This window comes from Amycolatopsis sp. H20-H5, from assembly GCF_035828755.1.
Classification (GTDB): domain Bacteria; phylum Actinomycetota; class Actinomycetes; order Mycobacteriales; family Pseudonocardiaceae; genus Amycolatopsis.
The window spans coordinates 1-1,242 of sequence record NZ_JAYMZS010000281.1; the positions used below are offsets into that span (position 1 = coordinate 1).

The 1,242-nt window shown below is 70.6% G+C and carries 1 protein-coding gene; it reads left to right on the forward strand.

Features of this window, described 5'->3' with window-relative positions:
* The coding region (locus tag QMK34_RS47475) for an alpha-hydroxy-acid oxidizing protein (protein WP_326421628.1) at positions 1 to 1,046 on the forward strand (1,046 nt) is incomplete at its 5' end.
* Between the last annotated feature and the right edge of the window lie 196 nt (positions 1,047 to 1,242).

Here is a 1,242-nt window from a genome sequence, read left to right on the forward strand (position 1 = left end):
ATCCGGGGCCCTTCTCGTACGTCGCGGGCTCGGCAGGGTCCGGTGCGACGGCGCGGGCGAACCGCGAGGCGTTCGACCGCTGGCGCCTGGTGCCCCGGATGCTCACCGGCGCCACCGAGCGTGACCTGTCCACGACCGTGCTCGGCACCCGGCTGCCCGCTCCGGTGCTGGTCGCGCCGGTCGGCGTCCAGTCGATCGTGCACGCCGGCGCGGAATCCGCGACGGCCCGCGCGGCGGCGTCCGTCGGGCTGCCGTTCATCATGTCCACGGCCTCCTCGACCAGCATCGAGGACGTCGCGGCGGCGAACGGCGACGGCGCGCGGTGGTTCCAGCTGTACTGGCCGACCGACGCCGACGTCACCGCCAGCATCCTCGCGCGGGCGAAAGCGGCGGGCTTCACGACGCTGGTCCTGACCCTCGACACCTGGACGCTCGCGTGGCGTCCGTCCGACCTTGACCAGGCGTACCTGCCGTTCCTGCAGGGCCAAGGCCTCGCGGTGCCCTTCACCGACCCGGTGTTCCGGGAGCGGCTCGAGAAGACACCCGAGGAGGACCCGCCCGCCGCGATCCTGCGCTGGATCTCGATGGTCACGGGCACCGACAGCACCTGGGACCGCCTGCCGTTCCTGCGCGAGCACTGGGACGGCCCGATCGTGCTCAAAGGCATCCAGCACGTCGACGACGCCCGCCGCGCCGTCGACGCCGGGATGGACGGGATCGTCGTGTCCAACCACGGTGGCCGCCAGGTCGACGGCGCGATCGGCGCGCTGGAAGCGCTGCCCGGCATCGCCAACGCGGTCGGCGACCGGCTGGAAGTGCTGTTCGACTCCGGGGTCCGGACCGGTTCGGACGTCCTCAAGGCGCTCGCGCTGGGCGCGAAGGCGGTGCTGCTCGGGCGGCCATGGGTGTACGGGCTCGCGCACGCCGGTGAGGACGGGGTCCGGCACGTGTTGCGGAGCCTGCTCGCGGATCTGGACCTGACGCTGGGGCTTTCCGGGCACCGGACGGTGGGGGAGCTGAGCCCGGGGGATCTGGTGCGGGGGTGATTTTGGTTGCCTCTGAAGGCCACCATCACGGCGTAAAACGCCGTGATGGTGGCCTTCAGGGACTTGTGTGGTTGCGTCCTGAGGTGCGGCTAGAAGCCTGTGTTTTTTGGCCAGCGCGCTTACAAACTCGCGCCCCCAGGTCGCCCCAGAAATACACCCTACTTGCCGCATTTTTTTTTAGGGTGGCCACCAACCC